We start from the raw sequence: 19,398 nt of genomic DNA, 5'->3' as shown, positions 1-19,398 counted from the left end.
TGCCCGGCGCGCAGCGGTCGACCGGCAAAAGATCGCGGATCGCGTGCCCGCGCTTGCAGATGCCCGGACCTGCTGCTATGACCCCCGCTCCGGCGACGCCCCGCGCTCGCCAGGTCCCGGCTTTGGGGGATCGTCTAATGGTAGGACTGCAGACTCTGACTCTGCCTGTCTAGGTTCGAATCCTAGTCCCCCAGCCACCGCTTGCTAGCCTCTTGAATGTCTTGAGACTTCGGCCCGGTTCGACTTATCGAACCCAAGGCTAGTCTCTTGCTCCCACATCACGCGCAAGCGAGGAATTTATACTTATCGGCGCCGACTACCGCGACCACATTCGGGTGAGGTCACCCCCTCGCTCGGAACGACCTCATTCCGGTCTGCGCAAGCGGAGACGGAAGTCCTCGCCGACGCGTTTGACCGCTTCTTTCGCCAGCAACAGCAACCGATGACGATATTCGACATTCACGAAGCCCTTCGCGCCTACCTCCGCGAGGAACTGAGACAACTTTGAGATAAGCATCTCGCCACTCCTCGCAGCCGATGCGACCGGCGCAACGCTGGGTGTTGCCAACGTCCGCTCAGGGTCACTAGCGCCGGTTCGTCGCACGGGGTTGATACGCCAGCTCCTAGCCTGAAAGCGTACGCGGAGCCGCGAAGGCATCAAGGCGCGAACGCCAATGTCGGCGATTTCCGCTAGTCGGACCGAGCGTCGAGCGTGGTGGCAGGAATGGTCCAATTGAGTCTGTTCAGTGCAGACGTTACGAGCGAATCGGGGACATCCGTATTAGATCGCTTGTACCGACGGGCCTTCTTGCCAACCTCCGACAATAGCGGCGCAATCACAAAGAAATATTTGTCGTAGGTTGGCGTGTGGCACCCTGCCAGATTAGTCTGAGCGGAATCGTTTCGAGGAGTTATCGGTGGCCAATGCAATTGCTCGGCTGTTGGGCGATAGTCCCAATAAGGCCTTTGGAAAGCACCTTCTTGATTTGGCAGATGTTGGAGTCGCATGCGCGGCCCATTTCCGCCAAACCCATGGCCAGGATTTGCCGGGGATAGTGTCGTTTGAAAAGAGTGCCGATAAGATCGTCGATGCGATTCACGAACTGCTCGACAATGCCTTCATCATGCGCTTCGACACGCCCGATGCACTGCGCCTGACAGATGCTCTTGATGATGTGATTGATGGCATGCGGGGTGCGGCCACGCACGTTGATATCTACAAGCGATATCTGAGAGTGTTGCGACCCGAAGCGGAGGAGCTCGTTGTTGCGGCTGAGAGCGCAATCCGGGCCCTGCGCGATCTCGTTAGTGCGGTCAACACAGGACCGATGTCACTAAATCGCGCTCGCGAAGGTGCCAAAGCCATCAACGACGCAGAAGCCAATGCCGATAAAATCATCGCGCGGGCAGAACGGAATCTCGTGGACGAGTTCTCGACAATGGAAGCAAACACGCTCGAGTTCATCGCCCTCGAGAAGCTTTATTCGATGCTTGAACAAATAACCGACGACGCGAAACGTTGCGGTAAGTTGATTGTCTCCCTGATCCGCAAGGAGGCATGAGCGTGATTTCGATTGCGCTCGTCGTAGCTCTCGCAACTATCCTTGCCGCCGAGTTCGTGAACGGCTGGACAGACGCGCCAAACGTAATTGCAACGGTCGTCGCCACAGGGGTGATGTCACCGCGCGCAGCTATCGTTATGGCGGTGATCATGAATACCGCCGGGGCGATGTCTGGAACGGCCGTCGCTGCGACCGTCGGCAAGGGCATAGTAGAGCCAAATGCGCTGACGCTTCATTCCATTACAGCAGCAATGCTGAGTATTATCGCGTGGGGAACATTCGCGGCCCGCGCCGGACTTCCCGTGAGCAAGTCGCACGCACTCCTTGCCGGCCTTGCCGGTGCGGCGTACGCAGGAGGAGGCTGGTCGGCACTGCAATGGTCGGGGTGGGAAAAGGTCATTATCGGCATGGTGATGTCGATCGTTCTTGGCGGGCTTGTCGCTTATGCCATTGGAGCTATCACCGTGAGCATCGCCGGCGGCGCCAAGCCCGGCCCTGCTAAAAGGACCTTCGATAGGCTTTCTGTTGCTGCCGCCTGCTTTCTTGCCTTCAATCACGGATTGAACGACGGACAAAAGTTCATGGGCGTGTTTGCGACGACATTGCTCATAGGCGGTGCGGCCGCCACGTTCACGATACCGTGGTGGGTGATCGTCGTGTGCGCCTTGACGATGGCGGCGGGAACGTCGGCGGGCGGCTGGCGGATCATCCGCACCATTGGGTGGCGCATGACGCGGCTGCAAAGTTGGCAAGGTTTTGCAGCTCAGGCTGCCGCTGGTATGACGATTTTCGGCGCGTCGGGGTTTGGAGTTCCGCTGTCGACGACCCACACGATCACGAGTGCCATCGCAGGAGCTGCTGCGAGCCGCCGGACTTCTGATGTTCGGTGGGCTGTTCTTCTCCGGATCGTGCTCGCCTGGATAATTACCTTTCCCGTATGCTTCGTAGCGGCGTACGTGGCCGCCCGCCTCGTGTCCTAGCCGAAACAAAACCGCCGGTCAGGAATTCAGCCGTTCCAAGTTACAAATGCGCGCTGTTAGGTCCGCTCAGCGTCAAAAGCCGGCAATTGTGCAGGCCCGTTTGGTTCGGCATTTTGTTTGAGAGCACGCATATTCAGAAACATGCGCTACCTACTCTCGCAGCGGTCGGGCAATGTCTGAAATTGGGGGCCACACGGAGCTTTCTTCTCGTCGTACCGGACGATGTCGCGGCAATTGTCGCCGATCATCGACGCGCACTTCTGACGGCAACGCCCTATGACGTGGCATCGCTAAGTCCTTAGAATTGCCCTTTGTGCCAATACGCAGCGCACTGCAAATCCGCTAGTTCACCGACGCATAACGGGTGCGAATCGGCCGTTGTGCGCACCTCGTAAGCCGATAGAAGACGCGCGGGCCGCTGAATTGTGGCGGGCCCAAGCCCTCAATCCGCAGCGAAAGGACTTTCGCCGGTGTCTCAATTCGACCGTGCAAAAACTCCGACCTGGTCCACGCTCGATCCCCAGGATGCGAGCACCGCCGCGGTGCCCCGTGCGAGTGAGATCGGCGATAGGGCTGGGCGTCTTGGACTTGAGATCGCTGATATCGCCGGGATTGTCGAAGATCTCGCCGGCCTTAACAACCACCTTCGCGAGACGCTCGAAAACGTCGTCGACTCGGTCGATCGCAGCACTGAGACCAATAACCGGATCAGGACGGCGATGGGCGAGCTGAAGACCACAGCCGATCAGACGCGGCACGTCCTCAGTAAGAGTTCGGAGCAGGTATCCGATACTCTCGCGACTGCCATAGATAATATGCAGGCTCTCGGCGAGGGCATAATTGGCATCACGCGCTCCGCTGAACAAGCACGCGATACAATCGCAAAAGTGCAAGAGGCAAGCGCCGCGATCGAATCGATCTCGATGGAAACCCAGATGATCGCAATCAACGCCGGAGTCGAGGCAGCGCGGGCCAGCGAAGCGGGTCGCGGCTTTGCGGTGATTGCCCAGTCGATCAAGGCCCTCGCAAATCAGGTTCGTAAGTTCTCTCTCGAGAACAGGGCGAACCTCCAGGCATTGCAAGAAACACTCGATCAAATGCTCGCAGTCGCGCGTCACAATTCCGAGTGGGCACAATCTGCCATCGAGGCTTCGAACACCGCGAAGGGCTCGACGCAGCAAATCCAGTCACTGGTCAGCAGCGTCCAACAATTGACCAGCGGTATCGAGGATCTGGGTGATCCTGTCCACAGCAATGCCACGAATTCTCGACAGGTCAGCGAGCGGGTCAGCGATCTGGTGAAAGTTGTTGGAACCGCCGGCACTCAACTTGGCAAGACGCGGGAGCGGTCTGAGAACATCCTAACCATCAGCGAAGACCTGATGTTGTTCATCGCACAGGCGGGGTTTGAGACGAAAGACGGCGCCCTCATCTTGACCTGCCAAAAAGCCGCCGCCGAAATAAAAGCAGTTTTTGAACGAGGCCTGGACAAAGGCGAGATTACCCAGGACGCTCTCTTCGACGAGCAATATAAGCCAATTCCGGGCACAAACCCGCAGCAGGTGGCAACGCGCTTCATGGACTACACGGATCGCGTTCTCCCTGCGATTCAGGAACAAGTTTTGGCGAGTTCGAGCCGGATTGCATTTTGTGCGGCCGTCGATCGCAATGGCTATCTGCCGACTCACAATCTTGCGTATTCGAAGCCACAGGGTTCCGATCCGTCCTGGAATGCCGCGAACTCGCGCAACCGCAGGATCTTTAACGACCGAACCGGGCTTCGCGCGGGACGCAACACGCAGCCCTTCCTGCTACAAACTTACCGTCGAGACATGGGCGGCGGTCAGCATGCGCTAATGAAAGATATTTCGGCACCGATTATCATTCGCGGACGGCACTGGGGTGGATTTCGCATGGGTCTGAAGCCTTGAGGCGAAACCGCCAAAGCGTCATCCTCTCTCACTCCGGAGCCCATTCCGAACCTCGCGGGTGACGCAGACGCTACCACATTCCCCGATCGACCAGTTCGCATCTCGTAACGCCGGCTAGAAACCACGCATTCGACGGAGTTTCGCGTCTCCACGAACAAAAGGCCGCTCGCCGGATATGCCTTCGCCACTGCCCATAAAGAAAAGCATCGCCGATGCGACGACCTTCCGCTCCTTGGCTTAGAGCCCCAGGAACTTGAAAGGTTCGGTTTCCTTGAATTGACCGTTGGCCACGCCAGCGTAAATGTGCGTCTGGTTGGGACCGAGGTCGAGTTTCATCACCTTGCCGGTTTCTTCGGAGAAGTTCAGTTTCGTCAGATCGACCCAGAAGATATTTGGCGTGAGCACTGATTCAAAAAAGTAGAGCTTGCTCTTCTGATCGGCGACCGTCCGCCAGCGCGTCGAGGATATATTAGGCTGGTCAGGCGTCGAGATGCCGAACGGAACGGAGACATTGCGGATTACGCTGAAGGCGCTGGCGATAGCCTCGACCGGATCCTCGCTCTTCGGAATTGCATTCACATAGAAGGCGGCGCGCGCAAAACGATCCGACGCGCGATTTGTGCCGGGCAGCATGACGGTGCCGCCGATCTCTTTCCAGTATTCATTCAGGGCGAGCTGCTTTTCATAGGTGGGGGAATTGGTCATCACCTGATAGTCGCGGCTGTGATGAATGACCTGCTTGCCATCGATATACTCGATGATCGCGCTGTCGCCGCCGGCATCCGAGAGCGAGAGATGCAAAGTGGCGAGCTTGTTATCCCCGGGCACGTTGTCCGTGACGATAGTGTAGGGTTCCTTTGCCAGCGCATCGACGGCTTCATCCACGGTGGCGAAATTGTCGAGGACATATTGCGCCCAGGCGGCGATCGATAGACCAGGCATCCTACCGTCGTATTTCGGGTAGGAGGATTCGACCAGCCACAGCACATTGGCGACAAGCCCGGCCTCGTTCATGCCATCGGTCGTCGAGATATCATAACCCGAGGCGATAACGCTGCCGTATTTCGACGTCCATTGGATCGAATTTGGTCCCGCTTCTCCAGACCGCCTCAAGCCACGCGGGAACACCCAAATATTGGTCCCGACATCGGTCTTCCAGTCCATGGAACGCGCCGTGATCACCTCATCGTTGGCGCCGTGGTAGACGAAGCGCGTGCAGGCGTAGGCCGCGGAAGATACCATCACGCCCGCGGACATGAGGACGGCAGTGCAGGTCGTGACCGAACGTCTCATTGTGGCCATCCCGATTCAGCGATGCCAATTGCTTCTAGCTAAATTCTATGAAGGCAATCCTGCTGAAGAAAGTCAAATCCGCTCAATTGGACGAGCGTTGCTCGCTCCGACGCCCGGAAGTAGCACGGCCGAGATTGGCACCTACCGCAAAGCGGAGATGGCCGACGCCGCGTGTCGCCATGTCGGCAGCCCTCGCCGAAAGAGAGGCGCACATGATGCTGGACCACCGCGACCAGATCTCAAGCACAAGTAATCTCAGCCCTGCGCGCCGGGCAGAAGATAGTTCTGAACGAGATAATTGAGGCCCCGCATCCAGGATTCATCCGTGTTGTTCCTGAGATCGACGCTGTGAATGAACGTCACTTTCCGCTTCGCGACGTCCGCCATATAGACGTTGATGTTGAGAATGAGATTCGAGATTTTCTGCACACGAATCCAGGCGACGTGCTCGACATTGAGATCGCGCCCGTAATCAAATTCACAGCCACCGCAAGCGCCGATAAGCTGTCCGGCATCGATCTTTTGCTGCTCAGAGGCTGGAACAGGGACGAAGGCATACTTGCCGGAAGCTTCGAGCTGTTCTTTGAAAGCCGTCGAAATCATATTCAAACGATTTTTCTCGGCGTCGGTCGTCGGCTCATAGCCCTCGTTGTCATTCTGGAAGTGGACGCCCAGCAATGCGATGCGTTGCGGCTCCGCATAGGCGACCCCTGCGAAAATTACGGCCGTGATGAGCCCAGCGATTGCCATCGCGCAAAGACTCGACATAACCCGACGAAGCGCTTCGGCGCGTGCGGATTGAAGCGTACGGTCAAACATGATGCTATCCGTTCGCATGGGTTGAAGGAAAGTATCGCCAAATAGCGTATGGCCAATACTGGCAAGCTATCGTAAAATTGCGCAACGGCGGTTCGCCCGACTTTCCTTGGGCATTTCACACGATCTTCGCCGTGCTTTCTTCCCACCTGCGCCTCGTTGCCCTAACCATTGGACTCCTAAGGAGCCCGTGGCTATGGATCTCAAATGGCTATTGGTGCGCCGCATCGTGCTCGTCGCATTGGCTTGCTTTATTGCAGGTTCGGCTTTCACGGTTGTCGCGACTGCCAACAAAGTAAAGCACCAGAACGAACGACTCGCGGATTCCGTCGGCCGCCAGCTTGACCTTCAATTGGTCCGCATCGGAACAGCCATAGATACACCCCTGAGATTTCCCGATTGGGATATGGTGACGTCGTTCGTTCTGCAGCCAGGGCAGTGCATCAGATTTCTCGACGTCAACGCCTCGATTTTGAGGTCTAGCTGTCAAGGCGTGAACGCAGCGGCGATCACGGCCCCGGATTGGTTTCTCTCGGCGCACCGCATGTTTCTCGATGCGAAAGCATCTGCGTCTTACCCAATATCATACCGGGGAAAGCTTCACGGAACCGTCGTGAGCAGTTCCGAGCCTGTCGCGACCGCAAACCAGGCCTGGACAACGATAGCTCCAATGCTCGGTCTATCTGCAGCTCTTATCGCAACGCTTTGCATCGTAACATACTGGGTCATTGATCGCGCCTTGGCGCCGACCAAGGAAATCCTCGGCGGCCTCAATCGCTTGGCCCAGGGCGAACTCGAATGCCGGTTGCCGGCATTTCAACTCGCCGAACTCAATCGGATCAGCGAGGTCTTTAACGCATTATCGCGTGACCTTTCCAAAGCCACAGCCGATAGAGCCGAATTGGCGCGCAAGCTCGTAGACGCACAAGAACAGGAAAGACTGCATATCGCACGAGAGCTTCACGACGACGTTGCGCAACAGCTGAGCGGCATAAACGCCGTTGCGGCCTGTGTCCGCAGCAAGGTCAACCGCAAAGATCCTTCCGCGACGCAAGACGCGACCGAGCTCGAGACCATGACCTCGAAGCTGATGATCTCCCTGCGAAAGACGCTCACGTACTTGCGCCCTCCCGAAATCGACGATCTTGGGCTTATCGAGAGTCTGCGAAATTTGGTTGAGAAGTATAATAGTCTCGCCCAGGGCGGCACGCATTATACACTGGAAACGAACGGCAACCTTGAAGACTTGAGCTCCGAAGCAAGCGCTCATGTTTACCGCATTATCCAGGAAGCATTGAACAATGCCGCGCGGCATGCCCACGCTTTGAACGTGAAAGTGATGCTTCACAAGTTCAACGAATCCGGAACCGATAAAATCGAAGTCTCGGTCGATGACGACGGTTGCGGGCGGCCCTCGCAAAATACGAGCACATTCGGCGGCTGGGGCATGATCGGCATGCGCGAACGCGTTCTCGCATTGAGCGGACGGTTTGCCGCCGGTCCCAAACCCTCGGGCGGCTTTGGCTTGCGTGTTGAATTTCTAGCCCGGCCGAGAACCTGACGATGGAGAAGATCCGTGTTCTCCTCGTTGATGACCACGCCGTTGTGCGGCAAGGATATCGGCGTCTGATCGAAAGCCAGGACGGAATCGATGTTGTTGGCGAGGCGGGCGATGCCGCGTCCGCCTATCAGTCGTATAAAAATCTTACGCCGGACGTCACCGTCGTCGACATCTCGATGCCCGGAAGAGGCGGCATCGATCTCGTGCGTCAGCTCCGTCTCTACGATGCCGCGGCACGAATTCTCATGTTCACGATGCACGCGAACGCATCCTATGCCGAACAAGCATTCAAAGCCGGTGCGCAAGGTTACGTGACCAAAAGCAGTCCGCCTGACGTTCTGATCAGCGCCATCCGCACTGTGTTCTCGGGACGTCCCGCACTCTGCGCAGAAATTAACAGCGCGATCGCAGCCAGCCGGCTGTTCAACGAGGACACTGCGCTCGAAACTCTATCCCCACGGGAGTTCGAAATTCTGCGCATGATTCTAGATGAGAAAACGACCGACGAAATCGCCCAAGCTTTCAACCTCAGTCCGAAGACCGTTGCCAATTATCATTACGCCATCAAGTCGAAGCTGGGAGTGCGAACGGACATCGAACTTGTCTACTACTGCCTGAGGCAAGGTCTGGCGATGCCACCCATTTCGTAATGTGATGTGATCCTTGAACTCGCTAGGACGGGCAGTTTTCCCAAGCATTAGCAGGCAAATCACCGTTGCCATGAGAACCCCACTCGAATTCTATGCACCGGCCGTGCGGCAGGTCGCACTGAGGACGAGGAGATGAGCATGAGGGTTCTGGTGGCGGGGTTGGCGAGCTTGGTTCTCGCAGTGCTATCCAATTACGCGTTGGCTCAAAACGATCAAATCTCCCGGTTGGCCACCGACAAGATGGAAAATTTCAAGCTCGATAGCATCGCATGGAAAGATGAGCCGCTCCTCCCCCGCGGTGCCAAGAGCGCGCTCGTGATCGGCGATCCCGGCAAGCCCGGCGTCTTCATGGCCTATCTCAAGTTCCCCGCAAACTATGAGATCCCCGCCCATACTCACCCCTTTGCCGAGGTCGTCACCGTACTCAAAGGCACGGTCTGGAATGGTATGGGAGAAAAGCTAGATCGGAAGAAGGGCGACAACATCGGCGTCGGCGGCAGCTTCACATTGCCTGCCAGCCACGCCCACTACCTGTGGAACGAGGATGAGAGCGTCGTTCTTCTCACCGCGACAGGTCCGTGGAACATTAAGTACGTCAATCCTGACGACGATCCGCGTAAATAAAGGGTCAGCCGCTGCTTCTCCACTATACTCACTTGCTAACGAGGGAACCCTCTTGCGCTACCAGTGCAATCTGGGCCGCGTGCGTCTCTGAGAGCCAATATTGATGGATGACTCGCGCTTACTCCATCACGCCTTCGGGACCTCGCGTCTCTTCTTCAGCTGCTCATCAAACACGCGAAGGCGCTTGTAATCGTCGAGCCATTTCACATCTGTCGCTGGCGACCGGCTTCCGAAGACCGTCATGATCCGATAGCCTCCATCATCGCAACGACGCAACGGGCCAGTTGCAGATGTCCTTAGCCACTAAAGTCTGGCGTCGCTTCGTCTCTGCTTCACTATAGTGATAAGGGCCTTGGAGGCAGCGCTACGATAAGCGTCCTTGCGCTGAAGGACCGATAGCGTCCAAATCCCAGCTGAGGGCACGAGCGGAATTGCTTTAAGTCCCGGGAGCTGCCGGGCAGTCGCCGAGGGCATAACGGTCGCGATCGGCGCGCCTCTTACGATAGCGATGATTGAGTCGGCCGAATTCGCCTCGATCGCAATCCTGGGCCGCACTTTGTTGGTGCGAAAATAGCGATCGATCGGCGCTCGGGTGATGAATGCCTGACTGAGGAGCGCCAAATCAGCGTGCTTAAGTTGCGGCACTCGCACTTTGTCCATGCAGTACATGGGGTGCCGTTTACCGACGACCAGGCAAAGCTCGTCGTCTTGTATCCTTTCCACCTCGATTTCATCGCTATCAACATCGCTGAACGCCAGCCCCACGTCGATGCTGTCCTCGACCAGCGCTGCCTCAAGCTCCGCCTGAGCCAGAATGTCGATCGTCACCGAGACGCGAGGATGCCGCTTGTAGAATTCCTGCATCAGCGGGCCAACGAGATGGGTCGTAAACAGAGGGAGAAAGGCGACACGTAACGTTCCGCTAAGCGCGCCGGCGATGTCCTGCATCGCGCGTTCTCCAGCTTGAATTTCGCGAAGCGCACGCCTGACATGCTCAATATAAGTCCGGCCCTCGTCCGTCGGCTTTACGGTGCGTCCCGACCTATCGAAAAGCTGCGCGCCGAGCTGAGCTTCGAGATCGAGAATTCTTTGGGACAGTGCCGGCTGAGAAATGCGCAGCGCCGACGCCGCGCGCGTGAAATTACCGTGGTCCGCCACTGCCAGCAGGTAATGGGCTTGCCGGATAAGCATAACCGAACACCTATGATCACTATAGGAAATCGGTCTTGGACATTATCGCTATTTCCCGCCATTTCCTAGCCGCGACGGCGCAGTTAGCGGCAAAACGGTGAGGACGGAGATAGGCGCGATGTCTGAAGGGCTTTCACGGCGAGGTGCCATCGCATTAGGAGCGGGCGCGGGCATTGGACTCGGTTTGAGCAACTTCAACGGCCCGGCATTTGCAAAATCTCCTAAACTCGGCGTGCAAGCACCTTACTGGTACCGGTTCAACATGGGCGATGCGGAAGTCACGGTCGTATCCGATGGCTGGCAGATGCTCGGCGACCCATCGAACTCGTTTCTCGGAGTCCCCAAGGAAGAGGTGCGCAGAGAACTGACGGACAATTTTATGAGCCCGTCGGATATGAACATCGAACTCAACTCGTTCGTCGTCAACAACAACGGAAAGACGGTTTTGTTCGACACCGGACTTGGGTCATCGAAGATGTTCGGTCCGAAGGGTGGTCTGCTCGCAAAAAATCTCGCAGAAGCGGGCATCAAGCGAGAAGACATTGATGCCGTTGTCATTTCGCACGGTCATATCGACCACATCGGCGGGATCGTCGATGAAAGTGGCGCGCTCCTCTACCCGAACGCTCAGGTCTACATAAGCCAAGCCGATTTCAGTTACTGGACGGACGAAAAGCACATGGACTCGCCTTGGAAGAAGGCATTCGTGATTCACGCCCGCAAGAACCTTTTGCCGGTGCGAGACAGAATGATATTTTTCAAGGACGACCAGGAATTTCTGCCCGGCATCACCGCGGTTTCTGCCCCCGGCCACACGCTCGGGCACACCATGTTCAACGTGCAATCGAATGGTCAATCGTTCTTCTTCGTCGGCGACGTCTCGCATCACTCCGTACTGCTGATTGCGAACCCACGCATGGAATTCCTATACGACACGGATTCCAAGCAAGCAGTGAAGACGCGACTGAAGATGTTGTCGTTTCTCGCCGAAAATCGCATTCCAATCCTGGCCTACCATTTCGCGTGGCCCGGTTACGGTCACTTCGTGAAACAGGGAGAAGGCTTCCGCTACCTCCCGGCGCCGATGAACATGAACCTCTAAGTGTCCAACAAAAAGAATAGGCGACCTCCTATTATCAACGGTATCAGTTGGAGCGATGTCTCGCTGCTAGTCGCGAGACCACAGCGGCTTCAGCGCAAAGCAGGTCTGCGCGATAGCCAACAGAGAATGCATTTACGTCAGGTGCGAAAGCTCGGCGTGCTTCAAGATCGCGCTGCCTCAAACGTGCGCCGCTCCATCCGCATTCGCCAATTCACATGCGAGGCTTCGCAAAGCTTCGCATTTTCAGCGCTTTCGCATGACGCTCGCGGGGCTTGATACTTTGCGCATGGCGAAACAAGCGCCAGCACAATGGCGCGCGGCGATTGCAAATCTTCACTTCATGAGGACATCAATGGTTCACGATCTCGCAACCCTCGAAAGGTCTGCCGGAAAGAAATCCGTCGTTCTTTCCGGAGTCGTTGCCGGCAGCACGGCGATCTGCTCAGTCATTCCCGGCGGCGACAACTTGCGTTATCGCGGATACGACATTCGTGACCTTGCCGAAGGCTGCACGTTCGAAGAAGTTGCTTATCTTCTCATTCACGGCGCGCTACCAACCGCCGAGGAACTGGCCGCCTACCGCCGCAAGTTCGCCGGTTTGCGCGTCCTTCCTATAACCGTGCGGCGCGTGCTCGAAGCGCTGCCGGCAGCCGCGCATCCGATGGATGTTCTGCGCAGCGGGATTTCGGCGCTCGGCTGCGCTCTCCCCGAAGCAAGCGACCACAATATCCATGGCACGCGTGAAATCGCCGATCGCCTGATCGCATCCTCGGGCTCGATGCTGCTCTATTGGTACCACTACGCCAACAACGGTCAGAGGATCAGCCTCGACACCGGAGAGGACACCGTTGCCGGACAGTTCCTCCATTTGCTTCACGGGTCCGCGCCAGATGCGGAGCAAGTCCGCGTGCTCCAAGCCTCGCTCGTCCTTTATGCCGAGCATGAATTCAACGCCTCTACATTCACCGCACGATCAATCGCCGCAACAGGATCGGATTTTTATTCCGCAGTGATCGGCGCAGTTGGCGCGCTCCGCGGCACAAAGCACGGCGGCGCCAACCAGGCAGCCTACGACGTGATCGTGCGCTACCGAAACGCCGCGCAGGCCGCATCCGACATTCGTGCGCGCATCGCGAACAAGGAAGTCGTGATGGGCTTCGGGCATCCCGTTTATCGCGTAAGCGATCCTCGCACGGACATCCTGCGGACACTTGCACACGGACTTGCTAATCGGTTCGAGGGCTCCGGAGTTCTTTCGGTTGCCGAAGCCATCGAGACTGCGATGGCGGACTCGAAAGGCATGTTCGCCAACGTCGATTGGTACACGGCCGTGCTCTACGATCTTCTCGGCATTCCGGCTTCTATGTTTACGCCGCTCTTCGCGATGGCGCGGATCGCAGGCTGGAGCGCACACGTCATCGAACAGCGTCAGGACAACAAGATCATTCGCCCGACAGCCAATTATATCGGGCCGGACAGTACGCCGTTGATCCCGATTTCGGAACGTGATCAGACCCGCGTCTGCCAGCACGCCGCGTGAACAATCCACACACTACCCACAACAACTCACAAGAGTTTGTATTCAGGCGAATACATTGAGCTAGATATTGAGGCTCCACGAGAATCAGAGCCTTATGACTTCGTCATGGGTCGCTGAGTTTCATCGCTCAGCGCTAAGAGGGAACCCGGTGCGCATCGTCGAGATGCAATGCCGGGACTGCCCCCGCAACTGTGAGCGGCGAGTTTCCTGTCGAATAGGCCACTGATGCAGCAAGCGTCGGGAAGGCGAGACAGGAAACAACGACCCGCGAGTCAGGAGACCTGCCCGCGACGATGTTTTTCCTCCGCGGGCGGGGTGTCCCGATGGATTGGTTCGTTCCACGTGCCGTCGCACGCGGATTGAATGCGCGTCCCATGCGGCCCAAGCCCCCTTTCATACAGGGGTTTGCCGATGTCTATCACACTAGAAGCACGACCTTCCCAACACTACGAATCCTCGAGCACCGGCATTCCCAAAGCGACGGTCGACCCTGTGTTTCAGGTCATCCGCCGCAATGGCAGCGTCACGCCGTTCGATGCCAGCAAAATCTCGGTCGCTCTGACGAAAGCATTTCTTGCCGTCGAAGGCGGACGAGCGGCGGCCTCGCGGCGCGTGCACGAGACCGTCGATGGGCTGACATCGCAAATCGTTGTGGCACTGACCCGGCGCGGCGTGCAGGAGCGCACGTTTCACATCGAGGAAATTCAGGATCAGGTCGAACTCGCGCTAATGCGCGGTGAGCATCATAAAGTGGCGCGCGCTTATGTTCTCTATCGCGAGGAGCGCAAGCGTGAACGCGCCGCCGAAACTGCGGCACCCATTCCCACGATGCCGTCAATCAGCGTCAAGTCCAAGGACGGAAGCCTCGCGCCGCTCGATGCCGCGCGCCTTCGCAAGCTGATCGAGGAGTCGTGCGCCGGCCTCGCAGACGTTTCGGCCGAAGCCATTCTAAGCGAAACGCAGCGCAATCTTTACGATGGAATAACGCGCGACGAACTCGCCGATGCACCGGTTCTTGCCGCCCGCACGCTCATCGAAACGGAACCCAACTATACTTTCGTCACTGCGCGCCTGCTGATGGACAAGCTACGCCGCGAAGCGTTGTCTTTCGTCGCCGGCCGCACCGACGAAGCGCGCCAATCCGAGATGGGCGAGCGCTATCCCGAGTATTTCCGCGCCTTCATCGCGAAGGGCATCGTCGCCGATCTGCTCGATCCGGAACTCGCTCGCTTCGATCTCGACCGGCTTGGCGGCGCGCTGAAGCCCGAGCGCGACGGTATCTTCCAGTATCTCGGGTTGCAGACGCTTTATGATCGTTATTTTCTGCAGACGCACGGCATTCGCTTTGAATTGCCGCAAGCCTTCTTCATGCGCGTCGCAATGGGTCTGGCACTGCGCGAGATCGATCGCGAAGCCAAGGCAATCGAATTTTATGATCTTATTTCGACATTCGATTTCATGTGTTCGACGCCGACGCTATTCAATGCTGGAACGCCACGGCCGCAACTTTCATCGTGCTTCCTGACGACCGTCCCCGACGACCTCGACGGCATCTTCAAGTCGATCAAGGACAACGCCCTGCTCGCGAAATATTCGGGCGGCCTTGGCAACGATTGGACGCGCGTCCGTGGTCTTGGCGCCCACATCAAAGGAACCAACGGCGAGAGCCAGGGCGTCGTGCCGTTCCTGAAAGTTGCCAACGACACGGCGATCGCCGTCAATCAGGGCGGCAAGCGCAAAGGCGCCGTCTGTGCCTATCTTGAGACATGGCACATCGACATCGAGGAATTCCTCGACCTGCGCAAGAATGCCGGCGACGACCGTCGACGCACGCACGACATGAACACGGCGCATTGGATTCCGGACCTGTTCATGCAGCGCGTTGCCGAGGACGGCCAATGGACATTGTTCTCGCCTGATGAAACGCCGGATCTGCACGATCTTTACGGCACGGCCTTCGCTGAGCGCTACGAAGCTTACGAGGAAAAAGCCGAGCGGATGGAAATGAAGGTCGCCCGTCGCGTGCGCGCGGTTGATCTTTGGCGCCGCATGCTGACGATGCTGTTCGAGACCGGTCATCCGTGGATCACCTTCAAGGACCCGTGCAATCTGCGTTCGCCGCAGCAGCATTGCGGGATCGTTCATTCCTCCAATCTTTGCGCGGAAATCACACTCAACACGTCGAACGACGAAGTGGCCGTCTGCAATCTGGGTTCGATCAATCTGGTGGCTCACGTCACGAACGACGGCGTTGATTTCGATAAGCTTGAACGCACCGTCAAAACAGCGATGCGCATGCTCGACAACGTCATCGACATTAACTTTTACACGATCCCGGAAGCGCGGCGCTCGAATTTGCGTCATCGCCCCGTCGGCATGGGCTTAATGGGTTTCCAAGATGCGCTGCAGGCGCTGCGCATAAACTACGGCTCGGAGGAAGCCGTTGCGTTTGCCGACACGAGCATGGAAGCGATCAGCTTCCACGCGATCTCCGCTTCCGTCGATCTCGCGGCGGAGCGTGGGCGCTATCCGTCGTTCGACGGATCACTCTGGAGCCAGGGCATCCTGCCGATCGACTCGATCGAGCTATTGAAATCTGCGCGTGGCACAGACCTTCGTCTCGACACATCATCGACACTCGACTGGGACGGCCTTCGAGATCGCGTACGCACGACCGGAATGCGCAATTCGAACACAATGGCCATCGCTCCGACGGCAACGATCTCCAATATCTGCGGTGTCGCGCAGTCGATCGAACCGGCATTCCGGAATCTCTACGTCAAGTCGAACATGTCCGGCGACTTCACTGTCGTTAATCCCTTCCTCGTGCGCGATTTGAAAGCGCGCGGGCTCTGGGACGAAGTTATGATTTCGGATCTCAAGTATTTCGACGGATCGCTCGGCGCCATCGATCGCATTCCCGAAGACCTGAAGGCGCTCTACGCAACCGCCTTCGAAATCGACGCGCATTGGCTGGTCGATGCCGCGGCGCGCCGCCAGAAATGGATCGACCAAGGCCAGTCGCTCAATCTCTACATCGCGGCGCCGAATGGCCGAAAGCTCGATGCGCTGTACCGCTTGGCGTGGGAGCGTGGCCTCAAGACGACATACTATCTGAGGTCGCAATCGGCGACGCACGTCGAGAAATCGACGCTCAAGGGAACCGACGGCAAGCTAAACGCCGTGTCGAGTTCTGTGCATCACTCAGCACCGGAAAACATCGAGGCGATGGCCGGCAAAGCTTGCCTGATCGACGATCCGACCTGCGAAGCTTGCCAATAATTTCAATTCATCGAAACGGAGATAGTTCATGCTCGACTGGTCAGAACCAGCCGCTCACCTGCCATCGGCTCGCAAGCCCGCACCCGCTATCGTTCCCGAGGACGCGACGGGCCTCGGCAACATCGATCGCAACGGTGGACGCGTGCGCGTCGACGACAAGGCCATGATCAACGCCCGCGCCGACGTCAATCAGCTTCTGCCGCTCAAATATCGCTGGGCCTGGGAGAAATACCTGGCTGGCTGCAACAATCATTGGATGCCGACAGAAGTTTCGATGCAGGCCGACATCGCACTCTGGAAATCGAAAGACGGCCTGACGGAAGAAGAACGGCGCATGATCAAGCGCAACCTCGGCTTCTTTGCAGCCTCAGAGTCGCTCGTTGCCAACAACATCGTTCTCGCCATCTATCGGAATCTGACAAATCCGGAATGTCGGCAATACTTGCTTCGGCAAGCGTTCGAAGAGGCCGTGCACACGCACACCTTCCAATACATCGTTGAAAGTCTCGGCCTTGATGAAGGCGAGCTTTTCAATATGTATCGCGAGGTGCCGTCGATCACCGACAAAGCGGCTTGGGCGCTCGCCTACACCAAGCACCTCGACGATCCTTCCTTCAAGACTGGAACCAAGGAAACCGATCAGGCATTCCTTCGCGATCTCATCGCCTTCTACGTCGTGTTCGAAGGCATGTGGTTCTACACGGGCTTCGCACAGATCCTCTCGCTTGGCCGGCGCAACAAGATGGTCGGTATCGCCGAGCAGTATCAATACATCCTGCGCGACGAGAGCATTCATTTGAACTTCGGCATCGACGTCATCAATCAGATCAAGGCAGAGAATGCGCATCTCTGGTCCAAGGCATTTCAGGATGAGGTACGCGGAATGCTGCGGGATGCCGCGCAGCTCGAAGCCGCCTACGGCCGCGATACGATGCCGACGGGGCTATTGGGACTGAACCCCGGCCTGACCGAGCAGTACATGGAGTTCATCGCCAACCGCCGCTGTGCGCAGCTTGGTCTTACGCCTGTGTTCAAGGATCGCGAGAACCCCTTCCCGTGGATGTCCGAGGCGATGGACCTCAAGAAGGAAAAGAACTTCTTCGAAACGCGCGTCATCGAATACCAGAACGGCGGCGCATTGAGTTGGGAGTAAGATGAAGCCGAAGTGACGGCAACGGAAAGCGGGCGTGTTGATCCTCGATGTCCGCTTTTCGACGCAACGCCTATAAAGAGGTCTTCGGCATCGCCCTCCTCGAAAGGCGTCGGGATCAGCGTTCGATCTTGATGATCGGCATGTCAGCCACTCTTCGAAGCGCGATCAATGATGTACACGGGAAGAATTGCGATACCCGGCAAGGGTGAAGAACACCACGACCGCCAGCATCGCGATCACTCCGGCGGCCGTCATCAACAGCACTGCATGCGCCTGAGAGAAGGCGACCTTGCCTGCCTCGATCAATGCCGCGCCTTGCTCACCCGCAACTAGGCCAGCGACGATGAAGGTGTCGCCGATCGTTTTGGACGCCTGTTCGGCCAAATCCTTTGCCAAGTGCGCTGGCAGTTCGATGGCACGGCTGAACACGGCCGACGTGACGACGCCGAATAGGGTGATGCCGAGACCGGTGCCAAGCTCGTAACCCGTCGCCTCCAGAGAGCCTGCCGCACCGCCCTTACTCGCATCAACAGAGCCCATGATGGCGATTGATGAGGCCGTCAGTCCGATGCCGAGCGTGAGCCCGAGAACGGCAAGCGCGAAAGGCACTAGGATGCCAGGATCATGGAAATCGCTGTGTGCGAGACTCACCAATGCGACGGCCGAGATCGCGAGCGAAAGCGTGGCGACCAGCCGCAATCCGAACCGATTGGAAAGATAGCCCGCGACAGGGCCGCCCACTGCCGCCGCCGCCATGATGGGGATCATGAAGATGCCGGCCTGCAACGGCGTCTTGCTCAGCACATATTGCAGTTCCTGCGCGAGCGTCAGTTCGACGCCGGCCAACGCACCTGATGCAACGACAGCCATGATCACGCCGGCAACGATCGCCGGATGAGACAGCAGGGAGAGGTCGAGCATAGGCTCGGACGAGTGCAATTGCTTGCGCGCGAACAGCGTCAGAGCGGCAATTCCGAACGCAACGACGAGGATGACGATCGTCACAGGTTGCTTGCCGCCGAACCCGGCCTTGATGCCGTACACAAGCGATATCATGCCTGCGATCAGCAACAGGGCCTGCCCGATCGCCCATTTGCCGGGCGTCGTCTGCTCGCTGCGCGGCAGCAGGAAATAGCAGGCCGGCGCCACAACGAACATGATCGGTACGTTGATCAGAAAAACGGAGCCCCACCAGAAGTGCTCCAGAAGAGCGCCGCCAACCAGCGGACCGACCGCCGCCCCCGCTGCGCCGACCATGCCCCAGAGCCCGAGCGCCATGGCGCGCTCACCCTCGTCTTCGAAGGTCTTGCGGATGAGGCCGAGAACGCAGGGCATGATCATTGAGCCGCCGAGCGCCAGCAGGACGCGCGCGGCGATCAGCATGGCGGCGCTTTGCGCAAAGGCGGCCCACGCAGACGCGACGCCGAAGATGACAAGGCCGATGAGCAGGATCTTGCGGTTACCAACCCGGTCCGCGAGCGTGCCCATCGGCACGAGAAGCCCCGCCATCAGCAACGGATAGATGTCGATGATCCACAGCACTTCGGTGCCCGACGCATTCAGCGATTGCGTCAGGGTCGGGACGGCGACATGCAAGATCGTCATGTCGATAACCGCCGGGAGAAAGGCCAGCGTGACTGCGACAAGGACAAACCAGCGGTTGGCCGGAAGAGACACGGACGACATCATTCACCTGATGAACATTGCATTCCC

General features: G+C 57.9%; 15 protein-coding genes, 1 tRNA gene and 1 riboswitch. Of the genes, 12 read left to right on the top strand and 4 right to left on the bottom strand.

The window, feature by feature from the left end; genetic code table 11:
• Positions 1-123: 123 nt before the first annotated feature.
• From HDEN_RS04020 to HDEN_RS04005, 5 genes are all read left to right on the top strand, one after another.
• Positions 124-197, top strand: a tRNA-Gln gene (locus HDEN_RS04020).
• Positions 198-277: 80 nt separating this feature from the next.
• A complete protein-coding gene (locus HDEN_RS18610) occupies positions 278-508 on the top strand; it encodes a DUF6538 domain-containing protein (RefSeq protein WP_425337340.1) in 231 nt (76 codons plus the stop codon).
• Between the two features lie 409 nt (positions 509-917).
• Positions 918-1,562 carry a DUF47 domain-containing protein gene (locus HDEN_RS04015; RefSeq protein ID WP_013214852.1) on the top strand — a complete coding sequence of 215 codons (645 nt, stop codon included), beginning with the start codon at positions 918-920 and terminating at the stop codon, positions 1,560-1,562.
• Complete coding sequence (locus HDEN_RS04010; RefSeq protein ID WP_041921536.1) at positions 1,559-2,542, top strand: inorganic phosphate transporter; 984 nt, start codon at positions 1,559-1,561, stop codon at positions 2,540-2,542. The genes HDEN_RS04015 and HDEN_RS04010 overlap by 4 nt, the downstream gene beginning before the upstream one ends.
• 719 nt (positions 2,543-3,261) lie before the next feature.
• Complete coding sequence (locus tag HDEN_RS04005) at positions 3,262-4,473, top strand: methyl-accepting chemotaxis protein (RefSeq protein WP_245256722.1); 1,212 nt, start codon at positions 3,262-3,264, stop codon at positions 4,471-4,473.
• A gap of 237 nt (positions 4,474-4,710) precedes the next feature.
• Here HDEN_RS04005 and HDEN_RS04000 read toward each other — a convergent pair whose 3' ends face one another.
• Together HDEN_RS04000 and HDEN_RS03995 are read right to left on the bottom strand one after the other, a co-directional pair.
• Positions 4,711-5,730 carry a linear amide C-N hydrolase gene (locus HDEN_RS04000; protein ID WP_245256721.1) on the bottom strand — a complete coding sequence of 340 codons (1,020 nt, stop codon included), beginning with the start codon at positions 5,728-5,730 and terminating at the stop codon, positions 4,711-4,713.
• A gap of 291 nt (positions 5,731-6,021) precedes the next feature.
• Positions 6,022-6,585, bottom strand: coding sequence for a DUF3280 domain-containing protein (locus HDEN_RS03995; protein ID WP_245256720.1), 564 nt, complete (start codon positions 6,583-6,585; stop codon positions 6,022-6,024).
• Positions 6,586-6,778: 193 nt separating this feature from the next.
• On the opposite strand from HDEN_RS03995, the gene HDEN_RS03990 reads away from it, so the two are divergent.
• From HDEN_RS03990 to HDEN_RS03980, 3 genes are all read left to right on the top strand, one after another.
• Entirely contained in the window at positions 6,779-8,143 is a 1,365-nt protein-coding gene (locus HDEN_RS03990) for a sensor histidine kinase (protein ID WP_013214847.1), read from the top strand.
• Positions 8,144-8,145: 2 nt separating this feature from the next.
• Positions 8,146-8,793 carry a response regulator gene (locus tag HDEN_RS03985; RefSeq protein ID WP_013214846.1) on the top strand — a complete coding sequence of 216 codons (648 nt, stop codon included), beginning with the start codon at positions 8,146-8,148 and terminating at the stop codon, positions 8,791-8,793.
• Positions 8,794-8,931: 138 nt separating this feature from the next.
• Entirely contained in the window at positions 8,932-9,417 is a 486-nt protein-coding gene (locus HDEN_RS03980; RefSeq protein WP_013214845.1) for a cupin domain-containing protein, read from the top strand.
• Positions 9,418-9,720: 303 nt separating this feature from the next.
• On the opposite strand, the gene cynR is transcribed toward HDEN_RS03980, so the two are convergent.
• Positions 9,721-10,608 (bottom strand): transcriptional regulator CynR, encoded by an 888-nt coding sequence (cynR, locus tag HDEN_RS03975; protein ID WP_013214844.1) that lies wholly within the window; start codon positions 10,606-10,608, stop codon positions 9,721-9,723.
• 118 nt (positions 10,609-10,726) lie between these two features.
• Between cynR and HDEN_RS03970 the strand changes: the two genes are divergently transcribed.
• The 4 genes from HDEN_RS03970 to HDEN_RS03955 all read left to right on the top strand — a co-directional run bounded on the left by HDEN_RS03970 (position 10,727) and on the right by HDEN_RS03955 (position 17,685).
• Complete coding sequence (locus HDEN_RS03970) at positions 10,727-11,710, top strand: MBL fold metallo-hydrolase (RefSeq protein ID WP_013214843.1); 984 nt, start codon at positions 10,727-10,729, stop codon at positions 11,708-11,710.
• 352 nt (positions 11,711-12,062) lie between these two features.
• Positions 12,063-13,250 carry a bifunctional 2-methylcitrate synthase/citrate synthase gene (gene prpC / locus HDEN_RS03965; protein WP_013214842.1) on the top strand — a complete coding sequence of 396 codons (1,188 nt, stop codon included), beginning with the start codon at positions 12,063-12,065 and terminating at the stop codon, positions 13,248-13,250.
• A gap of 90 nt (positions 13,251-13,340) precedes the next feature.
• A riboswitch (cobalamin riboswitch) is annotated at positions 13,341-13,553 on the top strand.
• 108 nt (positions 13,554-13,661) lie between these two features.
• Complete coding sequence (locus HDEN_RS03960) at positions 13,662-16,532, top strand: ribonucleoside-diphosphate reductase subunit alpha (RefSeq protein ID WP_013214841.1); 2,871 nt, start codon at positions 13,662-13,664, stop codon at positions 16,530-16,532.
• A 28-nt stretch (positions 16,533-16,560) separates the two neighbouring features.
• Positions 16,561-17,685: a ribonucleotide-diphosphate reductase subunit beta gene (locus tag HDEN_RS03955; protein ID WP_013214840.1), complete on the top strand. Its 1,125-nt coding sequence runs from the start codon at positions 16,561-16,563 to the stop codon at positions 17,683-17,685.
• 165 nt (positions 17,686-17,850) lie between these two features.
• On the opposite strand, the gene HDEN_RS03950 is transcribed toward HDEN_RS03955, so the two are convergent.
• Complete coding sequence (locus tag HDEN_RS03950; protein ID WP_013214839.1) at positions 17,851-19,371, bottom strand: MFS transporter; 1,521 nt, start codon at positions 19,369-19,371, stop codon at positions 17,851-17,853.
• Positions 19,372-19,398 lie beyond the last annotated feature (27 nt).

The organism is Hyphomicrobium denitrificans ATCC 51888 (assembly GCF_000143145.1).
Lineage (GTDB): Bacteria > Pseudomonadota > Alphaproteobacteria > Rhizobiales > Hyphomicrobiaceae > Hyphomicrobium_B > Hyphomicrobium_B denitrificans.
Note: the sequence above shows the minus strand (reverse complement) of the source record. Positions and strands in the feature narration are given on the sequence as shown.